The organism is Paenibacillus sp. sgz302164 (assembly GCF_056120505.1).
This window is the reverse complement of record NZ_JBVYOL010000010.1, coordinates 41,184-60,444: the sequence shown is the minus strand read 5'-3', so window position 1 is coordinate 60,444 and position 19,261 is coordinate 41,184. Positions and strand designations below refer to the sequence as shown.

The 19,261-nt window shown below is 53.6% G+C and carries 15 protein-coding genes; 5 read left to right on the top strand and 10 right to left on the bottom strand.

Annotation, left to right across the window (positions count from 1 at the left end):
* The first annotated feature begins 431 nt into the window (after positions 1 to 431).
* The 3 genes from AC0LWT_RS17810 (at position 432) to AC0LWT_RS17800 (ending at position 3,577) form a co-directional block, all read left to right on the top strand.
* Positions 432 to 2,360 (top strand): beta/alpha barrel domain-containing protein, encoded by a 1,929-nt coding sequence (locus AC0LWT_RS17810; RefSeq protein WP_474682610.1) that lies wholly within the window; start codon positions 432 to 434, stop codon positions 2,358 to 2,360.
* A gap of 85 nt (positions 2,361 to 2,445) precedes the next feature.
* Positions 2,446 to 2,739 (top strand): MazG nucleotide pyrophosphohydrolase domain-containing protein, encoded by a 294-nt coding sequence (locus AC0LWT_RS17805; RefSeq protein ID WP_474682609.1) that lies wholly within the window; start codon positions 2,446 to 2,448, stop codon positions 2,737 to 2,739.
* Between the two features lie 43 nt (positions 2,740 to 2,782).
* Positions 2,783 to 3,577 (top strand): lipid II flippase Amj family protein, encoded by a 795-nt coding sequence (locus tag AC0LWT_RS17800; protein ID WP_474682608.1) that lies wholly within the window; start codon positions 2,783 to 2,785, stop codon positions 3,575 to 3,577.
* 87 nt (positions 3,578 to 3,664) lie between these two features.
* Here AC0LWT_RS17800 and ptsP read toward each other — a convergent pair whose 3' ends face one another.
* The 6 genes from ptsP to AC0LWT_RS17770 form a co-directional block, all read right to left on the bottom strand.
* A complete protein-coding gene (gene ptsP, locus AC0LWT_RS17795; RefSeq protein ID WP_474682607.1) occupies positions 3,665 to 5,398 on the bottom strand; it encodes a phosphoenolpyruvate--protein phosphotransferase in 1,734 nt (577 codons plus the stop codon).
* A 39-nt stretch (positions 5,399 to 5,437) separates the two neighbouring features.
* A complete protein-coding gene (locus AC0LWT_RS17790; protein ID WP_474682606.1) occupies positions 5,438 to 5,716 on the bottom strand; it encodes an HPr family phosphocarrier protein in 279 nt (92 codons plus the stop codon).
* 15 nt (positions 5,717 to 5,731) lie between these two features.
* Positions 5,732 to 6,184, bottom strand: a complete 453-nt coding sequence (locus AC0LWT_RS17785) for a PTS sugar transporter subunit IIA (protein WP_474682605.1) — start codon at positions 6,182 to 6,184, stop codon at positions 5,732 to 5,734.
* Positions 6,185 to 6,249: 65 nt separating this feature from the next.
* Positions 6,250 to 7,626 (bottom strand): PTS fructose transporter subunit IIC, encoded by a 1,377-nt coding sequence (locus AC0LWT_RS17780; protein ID WP_474682604.1) that lies wholly within the window; start codon positions 7,624 to 7,626, stop codon positions 6,250 to 6,252.
* A 32-nt stretch (positions 7,627 to 7,658) separates the two neighbouring features.
* Complete coding sequence (gene pfkB / locus AC0LWT_RS17775) at positions 7,659 to 8,600, bottom strand: 1-phosphofructokinase (RefSeq protein ID WP_474682603.1); 942 nt, start codon at positions 8,598 to 8,600, stop codon at positions 7,659 to 7,661.
* The gene (locus AC0LWT_RS17770; RefSeq protein ID WP_474682602.1) at positions 8,597 to 9,382 is read right to left on the bottom strand and encodes a DeoR/GlpR family DNA-binding transcription regulator; all 786 of its coding nucleotides are present in this window, start codon (positions 9,380 to 9,382) and stop codon (positions 8,597 to 8,599) included. Before AC0LWT_RS17770 ends, pfkB begins: the two co-directional genes overlap by 4 nt.
* Before the next feature lie 332 nt (positions 9,383 to 9,714).
* On the opposite strand from AC0LWT_RS17770, the gene AC0LWT_RS17765 reads away from it, so the two are divergent.
* Entirely contained in the window at positions 9,715 to 10,155 is a 441-nt protein-coding gene (locus AC0LWT_RS17765) for a YkvA family protein (RefSeq protein WP_474682601.1), read from the top strand.
* Between the two features lie 505 nt (positions 10,156 to 10,660).
* On the opposite strand, the gene AC0LWT_RS17760 is transcribed toward AC0LWT_RS17765, so the two are convergent.
* The 4 genes from AC0LWT_RS17760 to AC0LWT_RS17745 all read right to left on the bottom strand — a co-directional run bounded on the left by AC0LWT_RS17760 (position 10,661) and on the right by AC0LWT_RS17745 (position 15,536).
* Positions 10,661 to 11,866 (bottom strand): MFS transporter, encoded by a 1,206-nt coding sequence (locus AC0LWT_RS17760; protein WP_474682600.1) that lies wholly within the window; start codon positions 11,864 to 11,866, stop codon positions 10,661 to 10,663.
* Between the two features lie 140 nt (positions 11,867 to 12,006).
* Positions 12,007 to 12,309 carry an ArsR/SmtB family transcription factor gene (locus AC0LWT_RS17755; RefSeq protein WP_474682599.1) on the bottom strand — a complete coding sequence of 101 codons (303 nt, stop codon included), beginning with the start codon at positions 12,307 to 12,309 and terminating at the stop codon, positions 12,007 to 12,009.
* 225 nt (positions 12,310 to 12,534) lie between these two features.
* Positions 12,535 to 14,226, bottom strand: coding sequence for a methyl-accepting chemotaxis protein (locus tag AC0LWT_RS17750; protein ID WP_474682598.1), 1,692 nt, complete (start codon positions 14,224 to 14,226; stop codon positions 12,535 to 12,537).
* 2 nt (positions 14,227 to 14,228) lie between these two features.
* Positions 14,229 to 15,536, bottom strand: coding sequence for an ABC transporter substrate-binding protein (locus tag AC0LWT_RS17745; protein ID WP_474682597.1), 1,308 nt, complete (start codon positions 15,534 to 15,536; stop codon positions 14,229 to 14,231).
* Positions 15,537 to 15,783: 247 nt separating this feature from the next.
* Here AC0LWT_RS17745 and AC0LWT_RS17740 point away from each other — a divergent pair, with 247 nt between their 5' ends.
* Positions 15,784 to 18,930, top strand: a complete 3,147-nt coding sequence (locus tag AC0LWT_RS17740; protein WP_474682596.1) for an alpha-mannosidase — start codon at positions 15,784 to 15,786, stop codon at positions 18,928 to 18,930.
* Positions 18,931 to 19,261: the final 331 nt, after the last annotated feature.

The window sequence follows — 19,261 nt, the reverse complement described above, 5'->3', positions numbered from 1 at the left end:
CCTGCAAAAGTGCAGTTTTTTGCTCGATGAGGCACTTGAAACGAAACATTCCTGCAAAAGTGCAGGCTTTTCAGCGAATACACGCGCTTAGACCCATTTTGATCAAGAATTCCTGCACAATCGCAGGTTTTTTCTCAAAATGAACCATTTTCACGGAAAAAGCCTGCACTTTCGCAGGCTTTTCGGGGGTTAGGCTTGCCAAGCCGGTTCACGAATGGCAGCGTCCCCAATTGAGGGTCCCGTTGGCTGCCCGTGCTGCTTATCGAACGGCCGCGCCATCTTCGGCGTCAAGCAGCTTTGCGAACGGTTGCAGTTCCTTGGAGGTACAGCCTATTAGCCCTACGTTTAATTTTGTAAGGAAGAAAACGGCGGAAACCTGTATACTGAAAAGAGAAACTTTTCCAGATTATGCTGCGAACAGGAGTGGGCCTATGCCGGATTGGTCCTATCATTCTATTTTTCGGCCGTTGCTGTTTCGTCTTTCGGCGAAATTGGCGCGGGATTTCACGCTCCATGCGATGGGAGCGCTCAGCCGGATGCCGGGCGGCGCTTTTGTGATTCGGACGATGGGGCATGTGGAGCTGCCGCCGATTTTGGCGGGAGACCTTGCGGGCGTGCCGATTTCTTGCCCCGTCGGCCTGAGCGGCGGGCTCGATCCGCATGGCACGGCGCACAAAGCGCTGTCCCAATTCGGCTTCGGCTACATCGAAATCGGGCCGGTCACGGTCCGGGAGGTGCGCAGCGCCGCACCGATCATCAGGGAGGCCGGGGAGGAGGCTATCGTCTACCCGGATGGCTACGAGAACGATGGCGTCGACCGCATCGTTCAGCGGCTGCGGCGCGGCGCGGGGCACCGGCTGCCGCTGTTTTGCCGGCTGCGTCCGATGCCCGGACGGACGCTGGAGCAGGCCCTCCACGAGCTGCGCGAGCTGCTCGTGAAGCTTGGGCCTTACGCGTCGGGCTTCAGCCTCGACGCGCTCGCCGAAGGATGGCCGCCCGCTGCGGCGGCGGCCATCCTTCGTCAGGCGCAGCAGCTTGCGGACGCGGTAGCGCCGGGCAAGCCTGTGCTGCTCTATGTGCCGCCGGACGCTTCGCAGGCGGCACTGCAGGCGCTTGCCGCCAGCGAGGCGCTAAGCCGCTGCGGCGGTGTAGTGCTCGGCGATTCGGTGCGTCTGGAGGACGGCCGAATCCGGGTCGGGGCCGGCGCGCTCGGCGAGGCGACGGCCAAGGTCCGGCAGCTGCGCGGGATGCTGGACGCGCGGCAGGCGATCGTCGCCTGCGGCGGGGTGCATCAGCCGCAGGATGCCCGGGAACTGCTGGCCGCGGGCGCGAACTGCATCCAGCTGCACAGCGGGCTGGTGTATGAAGGGCCCGGGCTGCCCAAACGAATCAACGAAGCGGTTCTCTATGACCGCATTCGGGAAACACCGGAGCCCGAGCCGCCGTCGTTTTGGGCGAACTGGGGCTGGATGAACCTCCTCGGCATCGGCATGATGCTCGGAGGCGTGCTGGCTTGGCTGATCGCGCAGACGAGCGTGCTTTTGCCTTATGACGAGAGCTTCCTGGGCGTGGGGCGCGGCGACATTTTACAATGGAACCGGCGCGTTCTGCATTTCATGTCCCACGATCGGATCACGCTGGCTGGGACGATGATTTCCATAGGCATCTTTTATTATCAATTGGCCCGGCATGGGCTTCGATACGGTTTGCACTGGGCTAGAACTGCGGTATTTGCCTCCTGCGCGGTCGGTTTCAGCAGCTTTTTTCTTTATCTGGGCTACGGTTATTTCGATCCGCTGCATGCGACAGCGGCTGCTATTTTGCTGCCGATGATGCTGCTTGCGCTGAGAGGGCTGAAAGATCGGCCGTCCCGCAAACCGCCGGGCTTGTATAACGATACGGTCTGGCGCAGGGCGCAATGGGGGCAGTGCTGTTTTGTCGTGCTCGGCGCCGCTCTGGGGATTGGCGGACTGACGATTTCTTTCATCGGCGTGACCGATGTATTTGTGCCGACGGATTTGAAGTTTCTCGGCGTAAGCGCCGAGCAGCTATCCGCTTGGAACGAGCGGTTGGTGCCGCTGATTGCCCACGACCGCGCGGGGTTTGGCGGAGCGCTGTTTTCGCTGGCGGTGGCGATAACCGCTTCCGCTTTGTGGGGAGTGAACAAGGGGGAGAGCTGGCTGTGGTGGACGTTCCTGGTTGGGGGTCTGCCCGGTTTTGCGGCGGGACTGCTGGTTCATTTGCACATCGGCTATACAAGCTTCATTCATTTGCTGCCCGTATACGTGGCTATCGCTTTATATGCGGCGGGGCTGTATCTCATGTATCCTTTTTTGGTGCGTCCTGCGTCAAATACATAAGCGGGCAACCGGGTTCTGCTGCCGGTACAGCCGGATTCGGCCTCCGGCGCAGCCGGGAATTTTCTTTTTGATCGGAGGGACTGGTATGGAAACGGAATTAACGCTCAGGCAATTGCAGCAGTTTATCAAAAAAACGGATTATGCCCCCGATAACCGGCTTCATTATTTTTATAAGCTGATTGAGGAGACCGGAGAGCTTTCGGAAGTTTTGCGAAAAAATCAAAGGCTGGCGGAAAACGGAACGATCAAAGGCACGATTGAAGAGGAATTGTACGATGTGCTCTATTATGTGGCTGCGCTGGCCAATGTGTATGACATCGATCTGCAGGAATGTTTTCGGCTCAAGGAGGAGATCAACAAGGTGAAATGGAACAAGTGAGTCGCAGACTTTGCTTTGCGGGGAAAAGGGGGGAGATTAAGTGATGACCGGCAGTTTAGTCGTCGTATTCGTATTGACCTTGATCATCCATACGGCTGAGACTTTATCCTATTCGGTGCGGTTTGCCGGAGTCAAACTGAACAAAATAGCGGTGGCTCTATCGTTGACCGGGATTATCGTTCTCGTCTCCAGAACGGCGAATTTGATCCAGGCCCCTTTGACGGCCAAGTTTGTGGACTATGCCAATCGTCATCCGGATTTCAACTTGCTGGACATTTTGCGCATGATCATGTTTGCGTCATCCATCGGTACAATTATCGCAATCGCCATGTTTCCTACGTTTGTACATCTATCAGGACGGGTCATTTCGCGGCTGGAAGTCGCCGGCTCCATTCCGAAGCTGATTACCAGCGTTACGATAGGGCAGTTGAAAAATACGAAGCATTACCTCAAAAAACCGTCTCTGCAAATGCTGCTGCAATTCCGATATCTGGACATTCCCAAAAGGTTCGTGCTGTTGAACGTGCTGGTCACCGCATTTTATACGGTGGGTGTGCTGGCATCGCTCTATGCGGCTCATTTGCTGCCGGAGTACAGTACGACGGCTTCGCAGGCATCCGGAATTATTAACGGGATTGCGACGATTTTGCTAACGCTGTTTATCGATCCCCAATTGGGGCTGATCACGGACAAGGCCCTGCATGAAGAAGCATACAAAAACCAACTCGGCAAAGTGTACGTGCTACTGATGACGAGCCGTTTTTTCGGCACGCTGCTCGGTCAATTCGTGCTGCTGCCCTCCGCCTATTTGATTAGCGCCGTCGTCAAACTGATATGAAATCGCCGAAAACCGGCAAACCAAATAAGCAGTTATCGCAGAGGCCGCTCTGCGATAACTGCTTTTTCTATCGAACTTGCCCGCGGATTATACCGTCTGCAGTTGACTGAACGCCTCAAGCGCTTGCCGAACTTCGGCCGGCGTGTCCATGTCCAGAATACGTTCCGCCAGGGCGGCGCATTCGCTGCGGTCCATGTGGGTTATCGCTTTTTTCACTTTGGAGAGCGCGGAAGGCGCCATGCTCCATTCATGAAGTCCCAAGCCGAGGAGCAGAGGGGCTGCGAGCGGGTCGCCGGCCATGCTTCCGCACATGCCGGTCCATTTTCCGCTGCGGTTCGATGCGTCGATGACCGTTTTGATCAAACGAATGACTGCCGGATGGAAGTAATCATAGAGATAAGAAACCTTTTCGTTCATGCGGTCGACCGCGACCGTATACTGCACCAGGTCATTGGTGCCGATGCTGAAGAAATCCACTTCTTTGGCAAAGCTCGGCGCCATCAAAGCGGCGGAAGGAATCTCGATCATGATGCCCAGCTCGACATCGTCTGCGAAGGCGATTCCTTCGAGGCGAAGCGCGCTGCGCGCTTCTTCATAGATGGCCTTGGCCTGCCGCCATTCTTCCATCCCCGAAATCATCGGGAACATGATTTTGATATGGCCATATGCGCTTGCTCTTAAAATCGCTCTAAGCTGGGTAAGGAGCAGCTCTTTTTGATCCAGGCAAAGCCGAATCGCTCTATAGCCGAGAAACGGATTCATTTCCTTCGGCAGCTCCAGGTAAGGCAGTTCCTTGTCTCCCCCGATATCTAACGTGCGGATCACAACCGGGCGTCCCTGCATTGCTTTCGCTACGTCGCGGTAGGCTGCGAATTGGGTTTCCTCGCCGGGCATATGCGATTGTCCCATGAACAAAAATTCGGTCCGGTACAAGCCTACGGCTTCGGCTCCCTGATCCACCAATGTCAGCGATTCTTCCACCGTGCCGATATTGGCGGCCAGTTCCACGCGGAAGCCGTCTTTGGAAACCGCTTCGCGCTGCGCATAAGCTTGCAGTTCGGCCTGTTCTTCCGTTTCTTTGCTCATTTGCACCCGATAGGCTTCTGCCGTCTCCCGGGAAGGGTGCACGATGCATCGGCCTGTCGAGCCGTCGATGATCAGCTCGTCGGCCTGCCGAATGGAATCGATCCCGTCGCCGACGCCCAAAATGGCCGCGATTCCGAGAGAGTTCGCCAATATCGCGGTATGCGAGGTTTTGCCGCCTATGCGGGTTACAAAGCCCAGAACCAGGCTTTTATCCAACTGAACCGTGTCAGAAGGCGTCAAATCGTCCGCAACCAGAATCACCTGCTCCCGAATATCCGACAACTGCGTTCCTTTGCGCCCGGACAACTGCGCGAACAGCCGATTCCCTATGTCGCGGACATCCGCAGCCCTCTCCCGCATGTACTCGTTAGCCATGCTTTCGAACAACCCGGCTACTTGAGTTACGATTTGATCGACCGCAGTTTCTGCCGTCCACTGTTCGTTCAGTATCAGCTTCTCCATCGGCGGATAAAAAGTCGGGTCCTGCAAAAAACTGATCTGTCCTTTCAGGATGACCGCTTTATCCTCTCCCAGCTTGCTCTCGGCGAGCCCGATTAGCGCTTGGAGCTCTTCCAGGCATTGCGCCTTGGCCTGTTGAAGCCGCAGTACTTCCGCTGCCGGATCCTCCGTTTTTTTCTTCACGATATCGGTAAGCCTGGCAGGCGCATATACGAATGCTTTACCGGTTCGTATCCCGGCCGACACTCCAAGCCCTTGCAGTATAGTTTCAGACATGGCCTTTCCTCCTATCCGTCTGCGCCCTAAGCGCAAGCATTACGCTTCCCCAAAACCGCTCTCCACCAATTCGACCAAAGCATCGAGCGCTTCTTGCGCATCGGGACCTTCCGTTGCAATTGTAATGACGGAACCTTTGGCCAGTCCCAAAGTCATCAATCCAAGAATGCTTTTGCCATCCACTTCGGTGCGGTCAGGCGCGTTATCGGTAATGATCTTGATCACCGATTGGAAAGCGGCCGCTTTCTCCGTAAAAAGCTGGGCAGGGCGAATATGGAAACCGGATTCGTTCCGGATTGTAACCTCTTTTGACAGCATGACGTTCATCTCCTCTTAGATCGCTTGCAGGATATTTTTCAATTGCTGGGGTTCCGTTACGGCGAGCAAGCTTTCACGGAACTGCTCGTCGATCAATTTGCGGGAAAGAGCGATCAAAATTTGCAGATGTTCGTTCCCTGCAGCCGCTTCCGGCACGGCAATCATAAAGACGATCGATACCGGATTGCCGTCCAGCGAATCCCAGTCGAGCGGTTGCGACAGCTTGGCAAAAGCAAGCCCCGGTTTGCTTACTCCAGCGGACTTCCCGTGAGGAATGGCGACGCCGAAGCCGATCCCCGTCGATCCCGTTGCTTCCCTTTTCGTTACGGCATCGAAGTAAGCGGCTTTATCGCTGATGCAGCCCGCGGCTTCAAGCCCGTCAATCATGGACCGGATGCAGCTTTCCTTGTCGGATGCTTCCAACGGAATCAAAATGCTTTGATCGTGCAAAAGTTCCTGAACATTCATGATTATTCCTCCTAAAATATATGGAGAGAGCGGTCGGTGCCCTCTCCGATGTGTATTTGTATCCGTCAGCCTTTGGCGGGCTTTTTCAAAATATTCAACATGATTGCCGTAACAATTGTTCCCGCTACGATGGACAGGGCATACATCCCCAAGTGTCCCACCGCGTTTGGAATCAGCAGCACGAAGATGCCGCCGTGAGGTGCGCGAAGCGTTGCATCGAACAGCATGGACATTGCGCCCGTTACTCCGGAACCGACCACGATCGAAGGAATGACGCGGAACGGATCCGCGGCGGCGAATGGAATCGCTCCTTCGGTAATAAACGCGATCCCGAGCACGGAAGCGGCTTTACCCGCATCCCGCTCTTCGTTGCTGAATTTCTTCGGAGCAAGCAGCGTAGCGAGCCATAAACCGAGCGGAGGGGTCATTCCGGCAGCCATGACTGCCGCCATTGGACCGTACACGCCGCTTCCGAGCAGCCCTACGGCAAACGTATAAGCGGCTTTATTCACCGGTCCGCCCATATCGAACGCCATCATCGCTCCGAGCAGCAGGCCGAGCAGGATGGCATTCGTCGTGCCAAGCGTTTTGAGCCATACCGTCAAAGCGTCCATGACCGCCTTCACCGGTTCGCCGATGACGTAGATCATCAACAGTCCGGTTATACCCGTTGCAATAAGCGGTATGAGCAAAATCGGCTTCAAGCCTTCCAAGTTTCTCGGCAGCTTGATATATTTTTTGAGCGCTAGCGCGACGTAGCCTGCCAGGAAACCGGCGATGATGCCGCCGAGGAAGCCGGCGCCGATCTGCGACGCAAGCATCCCGCCTACCAGACCGGGAGCAAGACCCGGTTTTTCGGCAATGGAGAATGCGATGAATCCGGCCAAAATCGGCACCATAAGAGCGAATGCCGCTCCGCCGCCGATATTCATTAATGCGGCGGCTATCGTGCCGGGAACTTTAAACCCCTCGATGCCTCCGAATGCGAAGGAGAGCGCTATTAGCAATCCGCCCGCTACAACGAGCGGAAGCATGTTGGATACGCCGGTCATCAAATGCTTGTAAGGACCGGAGCGGGTAGCGCTGCGTTGGGCCTTGGATTGCTCGACCTGCTTCAGATAATCGTCCGCTGAAGCTGCTTCCTTGTTAAGCGCTTCTTCGAGAAGCCCGGCGGGATTTTTGATTGCTTGGGCTACGGGAACTTTGACAACCGGCTTTCCGGAGAACCGGGATTCCAGTACATCCGTATCCGCGGCTACGATAATGGCATGTGCTTCGGCTATTTCCTGCTCAGTCAGCTCATTCTCAACGCCGACCGCCCCGCGGGTTTCCACCTTGATAGGAATATCTTTTTCCTTGGCGGCTTTCGCGAGCGATTCGGCGGCCATGTACGTGTGCGCTACACCGGTAGGACATGCGGTTACCGCAAGAATCTTTTTCATAGTCTAACCTCCTAAAATGATTTTCATTTCAGTTATACAAGTTTTGATATCGTTACGCCGCCCAGGTTAGCTTCCACCTCTGCCAGCGTGCAGACCTGTGTGCCCGGTTTGGAGGCTGTTACGGTTCCCGCCGCCGACGTCCAGCGGGTCATCTCCTCCAGCGTTTTGCCGTGCAGTAAGCAATAGATCAAGGCCGCAACCATCGAATCCCCGGCTCCTACGGTACTCATCGGTGTGATGGGGAACGGTTTCGCGCGGTACGCTTCATGCCCGCTGACCAGAATCGAACCGTCGCCGCCCAAAGAAACGGCCACGCATGCGATTCCTTTGCCGGTAAGCTTTCTCGCTGCGGCTATAATTTCTTCATCCGTACGAAACGTTTCGCCGAACAACGCTTCCAGTTCGTGAATGTTCGGTTTCACAGCATAAGGGACGGCTTCGATGCCGTGAAGGAACGGCTGGCCGTCAGCATCCAGCACGGTGCGTGCTCCGGCTTCGTTCGCAATGCGAATCAGCGTTTTATAAAAATCGTTCGGCGCTCCCGGAGGCAAGCTTCCTCCCAACACGACAACCGGTACGTCCCTGACCGCTTCCCGATAAGCGCTGACGAACTCGCCAAGCGTCTTGTCGTCGGCCGTAAAACCCGACTCGTTCAGCTCCGTCGTTTCCTTCGTGCTCTCGACGTACATTTTCAGATTCGTCCGGGTCTCGCCTTCGGTTTCGATAAAGAATCCGGGAATGCCCAGCTCTTGCAGCTTCCGCGTAATCATCTTCCCTTGGTGCCCTGCGGACAATCCCCAGGAGACGACATCGATCGAGAAGTGCTTGAGCACCTTCGCGACGTTAATCCCTTTTCCCCCGGCATCGGTTCTCCATTCTTTAATACGGTTCAAGCCGCCGATAACAAAATCTTCGACCGTGACGGTTTTATCGATTGCAGGATTTAATGTGACTGTAAGTACGTTTGCTTTCATGCCTTCTCCTTCCCGACAGGGACTACCGTGACCGAAACACCGGCTGCGTTTAAATCGTTCAGCGCATTCTCCGAAATCCCGTCATCCGTCAAGCATTCGTCGATGTCCGACAAATCGGCCACTTTGGCAAACGAAACGATTCCATATTTGCTGTGATCCGCAAGCAGAATCACTTGTTTGGCGGAACGGAGAATACTTCTTTTGGCGGCGGCCTCCAGCATATTCGGCGTCGTCAGTCCGGCGGCCGGGTCCACACCATTTATAGCCAGAAAAGCTTTATCCACATACATGGATTCCATTGCCTTTTCGGTTAGCGGGCCTACCATAGCCAACGTCTCATGGCGCAGCATTCCGCCGGTCAGCACGAGATCGATGCCTTTATTACTGGAAAGCTCCTGAGCTACCATCACAGAGTTGGTGACGACGGTCAACTGCTTGAACGATTTGAGCTCTTTGGCCAAATAGTAGGTCGTCGTGCCGGAATCCATAACAATGGTATCTCCTTCGCGGACCATGGCCGCAGCTTCCTTGGCGATTGCCTCCTTTTGTATCCGATAGCGGTCCTCTTTCTCAATAAACGAAGGCTCCGAGTTGTCGCTTGACATAATCACCGCGCCCCCGTGCGTTCGCCTGAGCTGGCCGGATTTTTCAAGAATCCTTAAGTCACGGCGGACGGTCGATTCGGATACTTGAAAATGCTGGGCCAGTTCTTGAACGGAAGCCCGCTCTTTCTGCTGCACATAATCGGCAATCTTCTGCTGGCGTTCTTCCTCAAACAGCATAAGAATCCCTCCTTAGCTACCATTCAGTGACTTTCTTGCGAAATTGACCACTTTCGTGCTCGATTGTTGTCGAATATGATTATATATGACTGATATTTGTTTGTAAAGCGCTTTCTGGTGGTTATATTTTCTTTAAATGATCACGTATGAGCATGGCTGAGAGTTGTATTTTTAGATAGCATCCCCTCGGGCCGATCATGTTAAACCTCCGCCAGGGCCGTTAACATGCTCTTGCAGCCGGATGGCGGATTCCGTCCTGATTATGGCAAATGCGCCCTTGTGATATAATGGGATAAAACAGAGGTTCCAATTGACGATGGAGGTGTAGGGGGATGGATTCTTCCAAGTATGAAAAGCATTTTTCCAACGACCGTTTTTGGGACAAGGTCAAGAAGACCGCCAAAGAGGCGGGAGCTAAAGTCATATACAGCGGACTGCTGCTGTTCTATGCGTTAGATAGCCCGAAAACTCCGCTTAAGGCCAAGGTCCAAATTTACGGGGCGCTCGGATATTTGATTTTGCCTCTGGATTTGGTTCCGGATTTGCTGCCTGTGGTCGGCTATGTGGACGATTTGGGCGCGCTGGGGCTGGCGCTCGGCGCTGTGGCGATGAGCATCGACCAGGAAGTGAAGGATAGAGCGAAGAACAAGCTCAAAGATTTGTTCGGCGAAGCAGCGGGAAGCAGCTCGGATATCATCGATATCGACGCGCAACTGGTGGAAGAGCAGCCGGCTTCGGAAAGCGGCGGGCATCGGAAGAACGCGGAGCGTTGAAGGAGATAAGCGGATGCCTGAGTAGGGAAACATGCAAGATACTGAGATGCTGAAAATGTTAGCCGGTGACCTCCATGAGCCCTGTAAGGGCATGTTACAAGCAAGCACCTCTAAGGCGCATTGAAAGTCTGCCAACCGCGTGTTGCCACGTTACCACGGGTAAGCCCCTGAAAAGGGGTCTCTTTCCCGGCCCTTTTCGATGCCGTAACTCGTTGCCATGAGACGGCCTATTGCAGTCCCTTTTTGCGCTTTTCTGTATGATTTTTCGCATACAAAAGTCATCTTTACCACTATAGGCAGTATTCTGTTCGATTTTTCATACCTATTTTTCGATTTTACGAAATCAGTACAATTTCTGTACGAAATTTCGAACAGAAGCCCCCAGTCGAACTGGGCGGCGTATGCCAAAACAAAGAAAACCCCACATCTGATAGATATGGGGTTTCTAAACGGCTCTTAATGCTCCTGCAGGTTTGCCGATTGATCGATTCTGCAAGCGCCTGGATCAGTCTGACAAAGCATGCTCTTGCGGCATGCCTTCTTTTCTTGCTTCTTGTCTTATCCATGAAAATAATAATAACGAGGCCGTGACTGCAATCGCTACACCGATCGTCCCGAACCACGGGATGGATGATAAAGATACCCGATCCACGGCGAGGCCGCCGATTCCCGCTCCTGCTGCCATCGATAATTGCATCGTTGACTGGTTGAGCCCGAGCATGACTCCCGAATAATTCGGCTTAATTCGGATTAAATTATATTGCTGCGTAGGACCGGACGACCACGCTGCAAATGACCATAATACAAGAACGGCGACAACGAGCACCCAAGAACCCTTTAGAGCAACGGCAGCAGATAGTAACAGGAAAGCCGCGATGTGCAGGAGCATTCCCCCGACTAACGTGAAAGGAACTCCCCATTTATCCGTACTGTAGCCGCCGAATTTGGAACCGATTAAGCTGGCCACGCCGAACACCAACAATACTCCACTGAGCACTTCTTCATTTAAGCCCGCAACCTTGAGAAGATAAGGAGAAATGTAGGTATACGCTATCGAGTAGCCGCCGAGCCAAAAGAAAGTGATCGATAGTCCAAGAGCCACTTTTCTGCTTTTGAGAAGAGCAAGCTGCTTAGATAAAGGTACAGGGGCATCCCCTTTTACTTGCGGGATCGTTTTATATAGAACAAAGATGGCCAGAAACCCCATTATGGCAATGAAACCGAACACCGATTTCCAGCCGTATGCCGCAGCGATCATGCGTCCGAGAGGAACCCCGATAATTAATGAAGTAGTAAACCCCATCACTACGGTTGCAATAGAGCTGGCTTGCTTACCTTCGGGCGCGATTTTCGCTGCTATATCCAAGGCGGTTACAACAACCATTCCTGCGCCTAAAGCCATGATCACGCGAGCAAGCACAAAAAGTCCGAAGCCCGGCAGAACAAAAGACAAAATGTTGGCTACCACGAAAATTCCCAGCGCACCGACAAGCAGCTTTTGCCTCTCGATTTTTGCCGTCAAAGCCATCAATATGGGGGTGCAAATGGCATATACAAAGGAAAAAACGGTCACAAACTGCCCGGCCAAAGTAATGGAAATCCCCAGCGTATCCGAGATTTGGTCCAAAATACCTGAAATGACATACTCGGATGTCCCGACCAAAAAACTGACAATTGCCAAAAAATAAACCTTCCAAGTGCTTGCCTTCAACTATACCACTCCTTATTTGTTTCACATCTATATATAATGAATTATCGATGTGTTATACATAAAAAATCTACATATCAAAATATATCGATATGTAGCTCAGAAACAAACCGAATTCTTAGAAAGCATTCAGCTTGTTGTCATTAAATTTCATTATTGAAAAATGCACCGATTTCGCGTATCGCTTCCTCGTTTCTTTTGAAGTACGTATACTTACCGATCCGCTCCGCCGTGACCAGACCTGCCCGCTGGAGTATCGATAAATATTGGGAAGTTGTGGACTGTGTCATCTTCAACGTGTCCGTGACTTGACATACACATACCCCGATTTTCCTCATATCAATCCCTTCGTGGGGCGTAAAATGGTTTTCAGGTTCTTTCAACCAATGCAAAATTTGCAATCTCGACTCGTTGGACAGTGCTTTAAAAATTTCAATTGGCTCCATACACATAATCATATCGAAAATTATCGATGTGTCAAGTGCAACCGCCGCAGTTTTCAAGTGGGGATAACATCGACGCTGTAATAACTAAACTATTAATGCCAAAAGACGCCTTCAGTGCCACTGTATTAGCGGTAATGAGGCGTCTTTTTGTCAGAGGGCTGACTCCGCAGAAGCTAAAGCTTCTTTTGGACCAGTCCCTAGTCTCTTAGGCGATCCGGACTGAATTTAGTTCAATTTGAACCTTCCGATTAATTCGAGCAGATCCTCCGACATTTTGGACAAGGCTGCGGATGAGCTTGTAATTTCTTGCATGGTCGCAAGCTGTTGTTCGGCGGATGCCGATACGCTGTGCGTTCCCTCTGCCGCTTGGTCGGATATCGCCATGATCGATTCGAACGAGACGACCAGTTGTTTCGTTTCGTTCGTCATTTTCTGGGAAGAGGAGGAAACAATTTGTATTTGCGAGGTGACTTCGTGAATCGCCTCTTTGATTTTGTCGAACGCCTCTCCGGCTGTATGTACGGCTTCAATGCCGGTTTTTACTTCCTTCGTACCTTCTTTGACCGTTTTTGCCGTGATGGACACATCCTGTTGAATGCCGCTGATGACTTCGGTTATTTTTTTGCCGGATTGCGATGTTTGCTCCGCCAGCTTGCGGATTTCCGAGGCAACGACGGAGAAGCCTCTTCCCGCCTCGCCGGCCCGTGCGGCTTCAATCGCCGCATTGAGCGACAGCAGGTTGGTCTGGTTGGCGATGTCCGTAATAAATCCGATGATCTCGCCGATTTGCCCGGTACGCTCGCCAAGACCTTGCACGACATCAGCCATGCCATGAACGGTTTGGTTGATGGAATTCATTTGGCTGATTGCCGTTTTAACGGCTTCATTGCCTTCGGTTGCCATCCGCGAAGCGTGCTGAGCCTGATCGGATACGGTCTGCGCTTCGACAGCAATTTGGCGGGCGGCCGAATCCATTTCCTGGACCGAATGCGTGCTTGCCTGAATCGTATTCACTTGCCGTTCCGTGCCGGCAGCGACTTCTTCCGAAATCTTCGCCACATGCTCGGTTACTTGACTGGTTTGATCCGCACCGGCAGTCAGTTCCTCGGCGGATGCAGCCACCTGTTCGGAATGAAATCCGACTTCCCGAATGACCTGCCGCAAGTTGTTCGTCATTTGATTGAAAGCTGCCGCCAACTGGCCGATCTCATCGCGGTTTTTGACGGAAATTTCCTTGACCGTCAAGTCGCCGGAAGAGATTCGGACGGCGGAAGCGGACAGCAGCAAAATGGGTTTGGAAATGGAACGGCTGATGAAAAATGCGATTCCAATCCCCAGGATCAGCGTGGCCGCGGTAATGATGGCTAGCGATATTTTCAACGAAACGATCAACTCGGCGATGTCGCTTTGTTCCTGGGCCATGAAGGTTTCCTGATTGCTGACCAGCTTATCTGCGGCCTGGTTGATTTTTTGGATCACCAGCTCCTGGCTGTTCGCGGCTTGAATGTACTGGTCCGTCTTGTTTTGCTTCTTGGCGTCGATCATTTGATCCGCGGCGCTGGTGTACTTTTCTTGCAACAGTGCGAGTCCCTGCAAAATTTCCCACTGATCCGGTTTGGTAACCAGTTGTTCCGCCTTTTTGATAAGCTGGTTGAACGTTGCCTGCGCTGTTTGGTAGTCCTTCAACTGATCGGCATTTCCCGTTAACAAATAACCGAAAACGCCGGTTTGCTCATCTCCGACAGAGGCATTTAAATCTTTGATGAGGCCTACTAGGGCTACGCGATTGTTCATGAGCTCGACGTAGGTATTGTTAACCTTGGCGATGAAGAAGAAATTGGCCGATGCAATGATGATGAATAGCAGCAGGATGGCAGAGAATCCGCCGTACAGTTTTTTGCCGATCGTCAGTTTCATGATCAGTGGCCCCCTCCCATGTTTCCGCTCAAAATATTGTTGGCGTTGGTGCGGAAGTCTTTGGCTGCAGCTTCGGGAGCTTTTTGCCCGCTTATGATATAGTCCGATTCAATATTGTACACGGTCGCCACGTTGACGCTGGCTTTGGGCGAGGGCGGATCGATCGGCTTGGCATGCGATTTCACGTAGTCGATGATTGCATACTGCTCTTTGTCGGCGTCATTCAATTTGGCCGTCAGACGGTCTTTGATCTTCGAGGAAACCGGGACACCGCGCTCGCCCGACAAAATATCGTTGGCATCCGGATCGTTGATGAAGAAATCGATAAATTTGGCAGCCGCTTCTTTGTGCTTCGAATAGTTGGACACGGAGAAGAACATGGACGGCTTGAGAAATTTGGCTTCCTGGCCCGCGGCAACGGCCGGCGGCGGCAATATTTTGATCAGGTGGCCGGCGTTTTTGCTTATCGTGCTTACCTGGTTGCTCGTTGTGTGATAGAATGCGGCTTTCCCGCGCGCGATGAGCAGCTCGTTGCCCGATGTAGTGGGCGATGGAGCGATAAGCCCCTCTTCCTTCCATTTTTTCAGCGTCGTTACATATTCAATGAAATACTGGTCGTCATCATAGCCTAACGCAGTCCCGTCTTTATTATAATAAGAGGCTCCTTTGCCCCGGAGATAATACGAAAAATCGGGGAGATTGGCCAGCGGATAAAAGTCCTTATCCTTGATTTTGGCTTTCAGACTAAGGGCGGTCCGGTGCAAATCGTCAAACGTGTACTCAGGCGGAGGGACAGGGACTCCCGCTTTCTCGAACACGGCCGGATCGTAGGCCATTGAAGCCACGTTGATGGCCAGAGTGACGGCAAACAATTGCCCGTTCGTTTTACCGCTTTCGGTGTAGGAGGGATCTACATCCTTCAGATTCAATATGCCGTCTTTCACGTAGGAATCAAGCGGCGCGATGAGCTTGCGGCTTGCGTATTGGCTCATGAAATTGTAGTCCGTCTGAATAATGTCGGGCAAATCCTGATCCACCGCTTTCATAGCCAAATCAGTCGTAAGAGGCTCGGTTCCTGCGAAGCTGGCCGTTGCAATTTTGATCGACGGATTTTTTTGCTGGAACAGCTGCACCACTTTCTCTGTCATCTCGCGGCGCTGATCATTTCCCCACCAGGCAAGCTTTAAGGTGACCGGCTCTTCATTTCCTTTGCTCTGTTCCTCACTTGCGGTTTTGCTGCAGCCGGGAGCGCTGATTAGTACGCTTCCAATCACTGCCGACAGGAACGCGAACTTCAAATAACTTTTCATGTTGACGCCACCTTCTTTTCTGTGTTGGTTTGAAATTGTAAAAATAAGGGATTTCATACCCTTCAAAGTATTCATCGGCAAAAAGTGAGAGAAATGTAAGCCGTTTCTGCATGTAAGGTTTCATAATTGAATGATTTTCCCCCCATGTTCGTCGGATTGCCTGTCACAAGCGGAGATTTCTTTTTTGTACAATGGACATAGCACACCCTTTGCGGGGGAATATTTGCATAGTGAAGGAGAAATGTTGATGTTCTGGACTGTGGAGAAATTGCATGCGCGCATCAATGATTTGGAGCCGTACCGCTATCGCGATGAACGGCATATCGATACATTTCGCATCAAACTCGATGCCGAGGGCAAGATCGGGGCGTATCCGTCCGAAGACGGCGAATGGCAGGAGATCCGTCTGGGAGATCGCTGGACGGGTCGCGACGTATACTACTGGCTCGCTGCCGACGTGTTCATTCCGGACGAATGGAAAGGGAGAAAAGTGCTCGGCCGGTTTCGGCTCGGACATACCGGGGAAGGAACGAACAGCGGGTTCGAATCGCTGCTGTTTTTGAACGGGGAGCCGTATCAGGGCGTCGACTCCAATCACGAAGAGGTGTTTATGCCGGATGAGGCGATCGGTACTACGGCGCAGCTTCGCTTCCGCCTATGGTCCGGGCTTGGGGGATATCAAAGCTATCTCATCATGGAAAGCCGGTTGGAGCTGGCCGCCGTCTGCTGGCTGGATGAAGCCGCGGACGATTTGTTTTACACGGCCAAAGCCTTGCTTGAAACGGTGCGGACTCTGGACGAGAAGCGCCCGGAACGGCATGAGCTGCTGCATATGCTGGATCAGGCCTTCCTGATGCTGGACTGGTCGAAGCCGGGGAGCGGCGGTTTTTACGGCTCGGTTGCAAGTGCGCGGGAACAGCTGCGGCGGGCGTTAACGGCTGCGCCCAAGCTGCACTCGGTCGTGGTTCGGTGTATCGGCCACACGCATATTGACGTTGCCTGGCTGTGGCAGTTGAAGCATACGCGGGAGAAGGCGGCGAGATCGTTTTCTACGGTGCTGCGTTTGATGGAGCAGTATCCGGAGTATGTCTTTTTGCAAACACAGCCGCAGTTGTATGCATATATCAAATCGGATTACCCGCAAATCTACGAGCGCATCAAGGAACGCGTCCGGGAAGGCCGCTGGGAAGCCGGGGGCGCGATGTGGCTGGAGGCGGATTGCAATCTGGCGTCCGGGGAATCGTTGGTGCGGCAGCTGCTGTACGGGACGCGGTTTTTCCGCGAGGAATTCGGCGTTGAGTGCAAATATTTGTGGCTGCCGGACGTGTTCGGCTACAGTTGGGCACTGCCGCAAATTTTGCGCAAAGCAGGCATCGAGTCGTTCATGACGACGAAAATCAGCTGGAACCAGTACAACCGGATGCCTCACGACACGTTTAAGTGGCGGGGGATTGACGGGACGGAAGTGCTGACTCATTTTATTACGACGCCGGACCCGGGTACGAGCGAAGGCGCTTTTTATTACACGTACAACGGAAAAGTGACGCCGGCTTCGGTGCAGGGGATTTGGGAAGGCTACCGCGACAAGACGCTGAATTCGTCGCTGCTGCTCGCATACGGGTTCGGCGACGGCGGAGGGGGCGTCAACCGCGAGATGCTGGAGATGCGGCGCAGGCTGGACGCTATTCCGGGCATTCCTTGGGTGAAGACGGGGCGCGCCGACGAGTATTTTGACGAACTGCAGCAGCGTGTCGACAGCGCCGATTCGTATGTGCATACATGGGACGGCGAGCTGTATTTGGAGCTGCACCGCGGCACGTATACGAGTCAGGCGCATAACAAGCGGATGAACCGCAAGCTGGAGCTGCTGTACCGGGAAACGGAGTGGGTGCAGGCGCTGAGCGGCATTTTGCAGGCTCCGGACCTCGCGGCTGAAAAAGAAGCGTCCCTGGCCCTTCATGAGGGCTGGAAAATTATTTTGCGCAATCAGTTCCACGATATTATCCCGGGCTCGTCGATTCGCGAGGTGTACGAGGACAGCAGAATCGAGTACGATGAGGCGCTGGCCATCGGCGAGCAAGTGTGGCGGCAATCCGTTTCCCGGATGACGGAAGGCAGGGGAAGCGGGCGCGAAGTGACGGTGTTCAACGGCGCTCCGTGGGAGCGGACGGATATCGTGCGCATTCCTTGGGAAGAAGCGGACGCACAGTGGTTCGATGCTTCAGGAAGCCCGCTGGAGGCTCAGCTTGTAGGCGAAAGCTGGTGGGTCAAGGTGGAACGCGTTTCCCCGATGGGATACGCGGTAATCCGCAGCGGGGAGCTAGGCGGTCAGTCTGCGGCGGTGCCGGTGAAATTTAAGGCGACGGCCCAAGGATTAGAGACGCCGTTTTATGAAATCGAGTGGAATGCCGCCGGTCAAATTGTCCGCCTCTACGATCGGATAGAGCGTCGGGAGATACTTGCCGAAGGCCAGTCGGGCAACCGGTTCGAAGTGTTTGAGGATAAGCCGAAAGGCCGACACGAGGCGTGGGACATCGACATTTTTTATACGGAGAAAAAGCAAGAGGTAGAGCGCCTGACCCGCATCGAAGTGACGGACATCGGGCCGTTGGCTGCGGTTGTCCGTATGGAGTGGACATATATGGACTCTACCGTCGCGCAGGACATGGTGCTTTATGCGCACAGCCGCAGAATCGATTTTCAGACGCATGTCGATTGGAACGAGCGCCGCAAGCTGTTAAAAGTGGCGTTTCCTTTGCAAATCCGGGCGACGGAAGCGACCTACGACATCCAATTCGGCAACGTGAAGCGCCCGACGCACTGGAATACGAGCTGGGACTACGCCCGATTTGAATCGGTCGGCCATCAGTGGGCCGATTTGTCTGAGCGCGGCTACGGCGTCAGCCTGCTGAACGATTGCAAATACGGCTATGACATTAAAGACAACGTAATGCGGCTCACCTTGATCAAGTCCGCGATGGTTCCTGACCCAACGGCCGACCAAGGAGCGCACGAATTTACGTATTCGCTGTACCCGCACGCCGGAGACTGGTACGACGGGGGAACGGTGCCGTCCGCGTGGTCGCTTAACAATCCGCTGACGTTCGCACCCGGCAAGCCTGCCGCTGATTCGTTCGGCTTGTTCCGGATTTCCTGCGATCATGTAATGATCGACGCAGTCAAAAAAGCCGAGGACGAGGCTGCGGTCATTGTAAGAATTCACGAGTTCGCCGGCATCAGCGGGACCGTGGACATTTCCAGCGACGCCCGGATCATGTCTTGGCAGGAGTGCGATTTGCTCGAACGGCCTCTCGGAGAGCGGCAGTACGAATCATTCATCGAAGTTCAAACGAAGCCTTACGAGATCAGAACGTTCATCGTTCATTTTCATTAATTGTCGGGGACGGGCAAAGACAAACGAGTCGAGTCGCACTTCGAACGATCGTTCGAAGTGCTGAAATCGGCCGCGGGCGGCAATAGCACCGATGCAAAAGAGGCCGTCGAAAAACTTGCTCGCTAAGGCAGCGCCGGGAATGCGCAGAAAACATGCAAAAGTCAGGCTGCCCAGAATCCCGCACGCCGGAGCCGCTAGCAATAACCGCCTGGTTGTGCGCAGAAAACATGCAAAAGTGCAGGTTTTTGCCTGCTAAGACGCGTGCTGCGGGAAATTCCTGCAAATGTGCAGGCTTTTCGGCACGAGCATCGGCTCAGATCCGTTTTCATCG

What these genes read in the sequence shown, in the direction of transcription:
- AC0LWT_RS17755 (WP_474682599.1), bottom strand. Translation starts at nt 12,309, where the DNA reads ATGGAGCCAATTGAAATTTTTAAAGCACTGTCCAACGAGTCGAGATTG.
- AC0LWT_RS17770 (WP_474682602.1), bottom strand. Translation starts at nt 9,382, where the DNA reads ATGCTGTTTGAGGAAGAACGCCAGCAGAAGATTGCCGATTATGTGCAG.
- AC0LWT_RS17765 (WP_474682601.1), top strand. Translation starts at nt 9,715, where the DNA reads ATGGATTCTTCCAAGTATGAAAAGCATTTTTCCAACGACCGTTTTTGG.
- AC0LWT_RS17740 (WP_474682596.1), top strand. Translation starts at nt 15,784, where the DNA reads ATGTTCTGGACTGTGGAGAAATTGCATGCGCGCATCAATGATTTGGAG.
- AC0LWT_RS17810 (WP_474682610.1), top strand. Translation starts at nt 432, where the DNA reads ATGCCGGATTGGTCCTATCATTCTATTTTTCGGCCGTTGCTGTTTCGT.
- AC0LWT_RS17745 (WP_474682597.1), bottom strand. Translation starts at nt 15,536, where the DNA reads ATGAAAAGTTATTTGAAGTTCGCGTTCCTGTCGGCAGTGATTGGAAGC.
- ptsP (WP_474682607.1), bottom strand. Translation starts at nt 5,398, where the DNA reads ATGTCTGAAACTATACTGCAAGGGCTTGGAGTGTCGGCCGGGATACGA.
- AC0LWT_RS17785 (WP_474682605.1), bottom strand. Translation starts at nt 6,184, where the DNA reads ATGAATGTTCAGGAACTTTTGCACGATCAAAGCATTTTGATTCCGTTG.
- AC0LWT_RS17800 (WP_474682608.1), top strand. Translation starts at nt 2,783, where the DNA reads ATGACCGGCAGTTTAGTCGTCGTATTCGTATTGACCTTGATCATCCAT.
- AC0LWT_RS17805 (WP_474682609.1), top strand. Translation starts at nt 2,446, where the DNA reads ATGGAAACGGAATTAACGCTCAGGCAATTGCAGCAGTTTATCAAAAAA.
- AC0LWT_RS17780 (WP_474682604.1), bottom strand. Translation starts at nt 7,626, where the DNA reads ATGAAAAAGATTCTTGCGGTAACCGCATGTCCTACCGGTGTAGCGCAC.
- pfkB (WP_474682603.1), bottom strand. Translation starts at nt 8,600, where the DNA reads ATGAAAGCAAACGTACTTACAGTCACATTAAATCCTGCAATCGATAAA.
- AC0LWT_RS17790 (WP_474682606.1), bottom strand. Translation starts at nt 5,716, where the DNA reads ATGCTGTCAAAAGAGGTTACAATCCGGAACGAATCCGGTTTCCATATT.
- AC0LWT_RS17750 (WP_474682598.1), bottom strand. Translation starts at nt 14,226, where the DNA reads ATGAAACTGACGATCGGCAAAAAACTGTACGGCGGATTCTCTGCCATC.